This window comes from uncultured Abyssibacter sp., assembly GCF_964000955.1.
Classification (GTDB): Bacteria; Pseudomonadota; Gammaproteobacteria; order Nevskiales; family OUC007; genus Abyssibacter.
The window spans coordinates 1-5,558 of record NZ_CAXFCL010000116.1; the positions used below are offsets into that span (position 1 = coordinate 1).

Genomic DNA, 5,558 nt, shown 5'->3' on the forward strand with positions numbered 1-5,558 from the left:
CGCCGACAGCCGCTGCCAATCGGCGCGCGTCGGCGTTCGCTGATCCGGCAGGGCGTCGAACGCGTCGCGTATGGTCTTGAGCGGCATGCCCGCGCGCTGCGCGACCTTGATCACCGCGACGCGCCGCAGCACCTCGCGGGCGTAGCGCCGCTGGTTGCCGGCGTTGCGCCAGGCCTTGATCAGCCCCTGCGCCTCGTAGAAATGCAGCGTGGAGACAGCCACGCCGGCGCGCTCGGCGACCTCGCCCACGGACAGCGGGCGTTGGGTGTCGATACGGGAGGATTGGGTACTCACCGGCTGAACCTCAATGAATGTCGAGGTTTCAGCGTCGCATATTCCCGCGCGGCGGGTCAGCGGGGTCGTCGGCTCAGTGCTTGGTCGGCGATGGCGGTTCCGCGCGCGCGGCGGTGAACAGGGCGCGAGCGTCGTCGGCCTCGTAGACGTAGGACTGCCCACAGAACTCGCAGGACGCTTCCACGCGTCCCTGCTCGGCGAGCAAGGCCTCGACGTCCTCTTCGCCCAGCGACAGCAGCAACGTGCCGATGCGCTCACGCGAACAGCGGCAGGTCAGCGTGACCTCGCGCGTGTCGTGGCGGCGCAACCCCAGGCTGGCGAACAGGCGATGCAGCAGCAGGTCCGGATCGGTGGCGAGCAGTTCGCCGTCGGCCAGCGTGTCGGCCAGCGCGGTCACCGTTTCGAACGCGTCATCCTCGGCCATCTCGCCCGGCAATCGCTGGACCAGCAGGCCCGTGGCCACGGCGTCATCGGCGGCAAGCCAGACACGCGTCGCAAGCTGCTCGGATTGCAGGAAATAGCGTTCGAGATCCTCTGCCAGCGACACACCGCCGGCCTCGACGATGGCCTGGTAGCGATCCATGCCGGATTCGGGATCGAGCAGCACGGCGCATTGCGCGCCGGCGACGGCCTGCGCCCAGTCCGCCGGCACCGGCTCGTCGCGGGTCTGCAACATCGAGCGCAGCTGCAACTGGTGGTCGATCTGCGCCACCAGCAGCGACAGATGCGCCCCGCCCTGCATCTGCAGATTCATCCGGCCGCGGAACTTGAGATTGGCCGCCAGCAGCGGCAAGGCCGCGGTTGCCTCGCCCAGCATGGTCCGCTCGGGGCCGCCAAGCCCCAGGCGCTGCCACCAGTTCAGCCAGGCCTGGTCCAGGCGCACCAGCGCGCCACGGACCGGCAGGTCGGCAAAGTCGAATCGAACGAGAACACCCACGCCGGCAACTACGCGTTCAGTTTTTCCTTGAGCAGACGATTGACCTCGGCCGGATTCGCCTTGCCCTTGGTCGCCTTCATCGCCTGGCCAACAAAGTAGCCGAACAGCTTGTCCTTGCCGCCGCGGTACTGCTCGAGCTGGGCCGGGTTGCTGGCAATCACCTCGTCCAGGATCTTGCCCAGCGCGTCCGGGTCGGTGATCTGCTTGAGCCCCTTGGCCTCGATGATGGCGTCGGCATCACCTTCGCCGGCCCACATCGCCACGAACACGTCCTTGGCGATCTTGCCGGAAATGGTGTCGTCGGCGATGCGCATCACCAGCCCCGCCAGCGCTTTGGCGTCGACCTTGGAATCAGCGATATCCAGGCCCTCGGCATTCAGCGACGCGGCCAGATCACCCATGACCCAGTTGGCCGCCAGCTTGGCGTTGACCGTGCCGGTGTATTCGACGACCTGTTCGTAGTAGTCAGCCAGTTCGCGGCTGGAGGTCAGCACGCCGGCGTCGTATTCGGACAGCGCGTACTGCTCGACGAAACGATCGCGCTTGGCGTCCGGCAACTCCGGCATGGTCGAGCGGATGCCGATGATGTCCGACTCGGTGGTCACCACGGGCAGCAGGTCCGGGTCCGGGAAGTAGCGGTAGTCGTTCGCCTCTTCCTTGGAGCGCATCGCCCGCGTCTCGCCGGTTTGCGTGTTGAACAGCCGGGTTTCCTGTACCACCTCGCCACCGGATTCGATCACGTCGATCTGGCGCTCGATCTCGTGGTTGATCGCCTTTTCGACGAAGCGGAACGAGTTCAGGTTCTTGGTCTCGGTCCGCGTGCCGAAGGTGTCGCTGCCCTTGGGTCGGATCGACACGTTGGCGTCGCAGCGGAACGAGCCCTCCTGCATGTTGCCGTCGCAGATCTCCAGGTAGCGGACCAGCGAGTGCAGCTTCTTCAGGTAGGCCACCGCCTCGGCCGCGGAACGGATATCCGGTTCGGAGACGATCTCGACCAGCGGCGTGCCAGCGCGGTTCAGGTCGATACCCGATCCGTCACCGAAACCCTCGTGGATCGACTTGCCGGCATCCTCTTCCAGATGCGCCCGGGTGATGCCGATGGTCTTGGTCTGCCCATCCACCTCGATATCCAGCGTGCCGTTGGCGACGATCGGCAGCTCGTACTGGCTGATCTGATAGCCCTTCGGCAGGTCCGGATAGAAGTAGTGCTTGCGCGCGAACACGCAGCGCGGCGCGATCTCGGCACCGACGGCCAGGCCGAACTTCACCGCCATGCGCACGGCGTCGGCATTCAGCACCGGCAGCACGCCGGGCAGACCGAGATCGACCGCGCAGGCCTGGGTGTTCGGCTCCGCGCCGTAGGCGGTGGCCGCGCCGGAGAAAATCTTGCTCTGGGTCTGGAGCTGCACATGCACTTCCAGCCCGATGACGACTTCCCATTCCATGTTCAGAAGCCCTCCGCACGTGCGACGTGGTGGTCGGTCAGGCTCTGGAACTGGTGTGCCAGGTTCAGGATGCCCGTCTCGTCGAAGGCCTTGCCGATGAGCTGCACGCCAACCGGCTTGCCGTCGACCAGCCCCGCGGGCATCGACAGCGCCGGCAGGCCCGCGAGGTTCGCGGCGATGGTGTAGATGTCGTTCAGGTACATGGCCACCGGGTCGTCAGTCTTCTCGCCCAGCGCGAAGGCCGGACCCTGGGTCGTGGGCCCGATGATCGCGTCGACTTCCTCGAAGGCGCGGCTGAAGTCGTCGGCAATCAACTGCCGAACCTGCTGAGCCTTCAGATAGTAGGCGTCGTAGTAGCCGGCCGACAGCACATAGGTGCCGACCATGATGCGGCGCTGCACCTCGCGACCGAAACCCTCGCCGCGGGAGCGCTTGTATAGGGCTTCCAGCGACTCGACGCCCTCGGCGCGATGGCCGTAGCGCACGCCGTCGTAACGGGCCAGGTTGGAGCTCGCCTCGGCCGGCGCCACCACGTAGTAGGTCGGCACCGACAAATGCATGTTCGGCATCGACACCTCGACGATCTCGGCGCCCTGCTGGCGATAAATCTCCAGCGCGGCCTCCAGGGCGGCGCGCGTTCCATCGTCCAGACCCTCGGCGAGAAACTCCTTGGGCAGGCCCAGCTTGCGGCCGGCCAGCGGCGCATCCAGACCGGCGCGATAGTCCGGTACCGGCACGTCCACGGATGTGGAATCGGCGGGATCGAAGCCGGCCATGGCCTGCAACACGATCGCCGCATCCTCTGCGGTGCGGGTAATCGGCCCGGCCTGGTCCAGGCTGGAGGCGAACGCGATCATGCCGTAGCGCGAGCAACGCCCGTAGGTCGGTTTCAGACCGGTGAGATTGGTCAGCGCGGCCGGCTGGCGAATCGAGCCGCCGGTGTCGGTGCCGGTCGCGAATGGCGCGAGACCGCCGGCCACCGCCGCCACCGAACCGCCCGAGGAACCGCCGGGCACGAGGCCGGCATCCACGCCCCAGGGGTTCTTCACCGGGCCGAAGTAGCTGGTCTCGTTGGACGAACCCATGGCGAACTCGTCCATGTTGGTCTTGCCGAGCATGACCACACCGGCCGCGGCCAGCTGCCGGACCACGGTCGCGTCATAGGGCGCGACGAAGTTGCCGAGCATCTTCGAACCACAGGTCGTCAGCACGCCCTTGGTGCAGAAGATGTCCTTGTGCGCCATGGGCACGCCGGTCAGCGGACCGGCATCGCCGGCCGCGCGCGTCTGGTCGGCGGCATCGGCGGCCGCCAGCGCCTGCTCGGGCGTGACGGTGATGTAGCTGTTGAGCGCGGAATCGTGCTGCTCGATGCGGTCAAGAAAGTACTGCGTCAGTTCCCGGCTGGAGAACTGTCCGGATGCCAGGCCATCGGCCAGCCCGGCCACGGTCAGGGTATGAAAGCTCATTCGGCGACTCTCGCTTATTCGATGACGCGCGGCACGCGGTAAAGACCGCGCTCGGTGTCGGGCGCGTTGGACTGGAACAGTTCGCGCTGGTCGGTTTCGGTGACCTGATCGCGGCGCAGGCGCTGAACCATGTCCAGCGGATGCGCCATCGGCGTCACGTCGGCGGTATCGGCCTGGTTGAGCTGATCCACCATGGCGAGAATGTCATTGAGGTTGCCGGAGTACAGCTCCACATCGGCTTCGTCCAGTTCCAGACGCGCCAGATGCGCAACCGTGCGCAGCTGATCGTTGCTAAGACTCATGAATATGGCCTAAAGAAGGCGTGTTGACGCGGTGGCGCCGCGGCCCGGGGCCGCGAAACGGGCGAGAAACTTAGCATAGGGCCTGCTTGCCCAAAACCCTGCCCATTGGTAGATTTCGCGCCTTCATCGCGGGATACAACGATTCGTTCCCCAGCCCGCCCGCCCCACCACTGCCGGTTCTTGAGCCCATGCTGGACAACATCCGCGGGTTGTTCGTCAACGACCTGTCGATCGACCTGGGTACTGCGAACACCCTTGTTTATGTGCGCGACCAGGGCATCGTCCTGAACGAGCCTTCCGTCGTCGCCATTCGCACCGACGCGCGCGGCGCCAAGCGCATAGAAGCCGTCGGCATCGACGCGAAGCGCATGCTGGGTCGCACTCCGTCGAACATCAACACCATTCGTCCGCTGAAGGACGGCGTGATCGCCGACTTCATGGTGACGGAAAAAATGCTGCAGCATTTCATCCGCAAGGTGCACAAGCGGCGGATGTTTCGCCCCATCACCCGGGTGATCGTCTGCGTGCCCTACGGGTCGACGCAGGTCGAACGCCGCGCGATCCGCGAGTCGGTGACCAACGCCGGCGCCCGCAAGGTGATGCTGGTGGAAGAACCGGTCGCCGCGGCCATTGGCGCGGGCATTCCGGTCGGCGAGGCGCGCGGGTCCATGGTGCTGGACATCGGCGGGGGCACCTCGGAAGTCGCGGTGATCTCGCTCAACGGCATCGTCTACGCCGAATCGGTCCGCATCGGCGGTGACCGTTTCGACGAAGCGATCGTCAGCTATGTCCGTCGCCAGTACAACATGCTGATCGGCGAGGCCACGGCCGAGCGCATCAAGCACGAAATCGGCACCGCCTTCCCGGGCCACGAGGTCCAGGAAATCGACGTCGTCGGCCGTCATCTTTCGGCCGGCGTGCCCCGCAGCTTCACGCTGAACTCCAACGAGATTCTCGATGCCTTGCAGGAACCGCTGTACGGCATCGTCGGCGCGGTGAAGACGGCGCTGGAATCCACCCCGCCGGAGCTGGGCTCCGATGTCGCCGATCGCGGCATCGTCCTCACCGGTGGCGGCGCGCTGCTCCGCGATCTGGACAAGCTGATCTCCGAGGA

General features: G+C 66.1%; 6 protein-coding genes. 1 reads left to right on the plus strand and 5 read right to left on the minus strand.

Annotated features, from left to right (window positions below):
* The 5 genes from soxR to gatC form a co-directional block, all read right to left on the minus strand.
* The coding region (gene soxR / locus ABNS06_RS05325; protein ID WP_348673043.1) for a redox-sensitive transcriptional activator SoxR at positions 1–294 on the minus strand (294 nt) is incomplete at its 3' end.
* Between the two features lie 73 nt (positions 295–367).
* Positions 368–1,231, minus strand: coding sequence for an Hsp33 family molecular chaperone HslO (locus ABNS06_RS05330; protein WP_348673045.1), 864 nt, complete (start codon positions 1,229–1,231; stop codon positions 368–370).
* Between the two features lie 8 nt (positions 1,232–1,239).
* On the minus strand, positions 1,240–2,676 hold the full coding sequence (gatB, locus tag ABNS06_RS05335) for an Asp-tRNA(Asn)/Glu-tRNA(Gln) amidotransferase subunit GatB (protein ID WP_348673047.1): 1,437 nt from the start codon (positions 2,674–2,676) through the stop codon (positions 1,240–1,242).
* Between the two features lie 2 nt (positions 2,677–2,678).
* Positions 2,679–4,142, minus strand: coding sequence for an Asp-tRNA(Asn)/Glu-tRNA(Gln) amidotransferase subunit GatA (gene gatA, locus ABNS06_RS05340; RefSeq protein ID WP_348673048.1), 1,464 nt, complete (start codon positions 4,140–4,142; stop codon positions 2,679–2,681).
* A gap of 14 nt (positions 4,143–4,156) precedes the next feature.
* Positions 4,157–4,444, minus strand: a complete 288-nt coding sequence (gene gatC / locus ABNS06_RS05345) for an Asp-tRNA(Asn)/Glu-tRNA(Gln) amidotransferase subunit GatC (protein WP_348673050.1) — start codon at positions 4,442–4,444, stop codon at positions 4,157–4,159.
* A 188-nt stretch (positions 4,445–4,632) separates the two neighbouring features.
* Here gatC and ABNS06_RS05350 point away from each other — a divergent pair.
* Positions 4,633–5,558 (plus strand): rod shape-determining protein (locus ABNS06_RS05350; protein WP_348673052.1); only part of this gene is annotated, 926 nt, incomplete at its 3' end.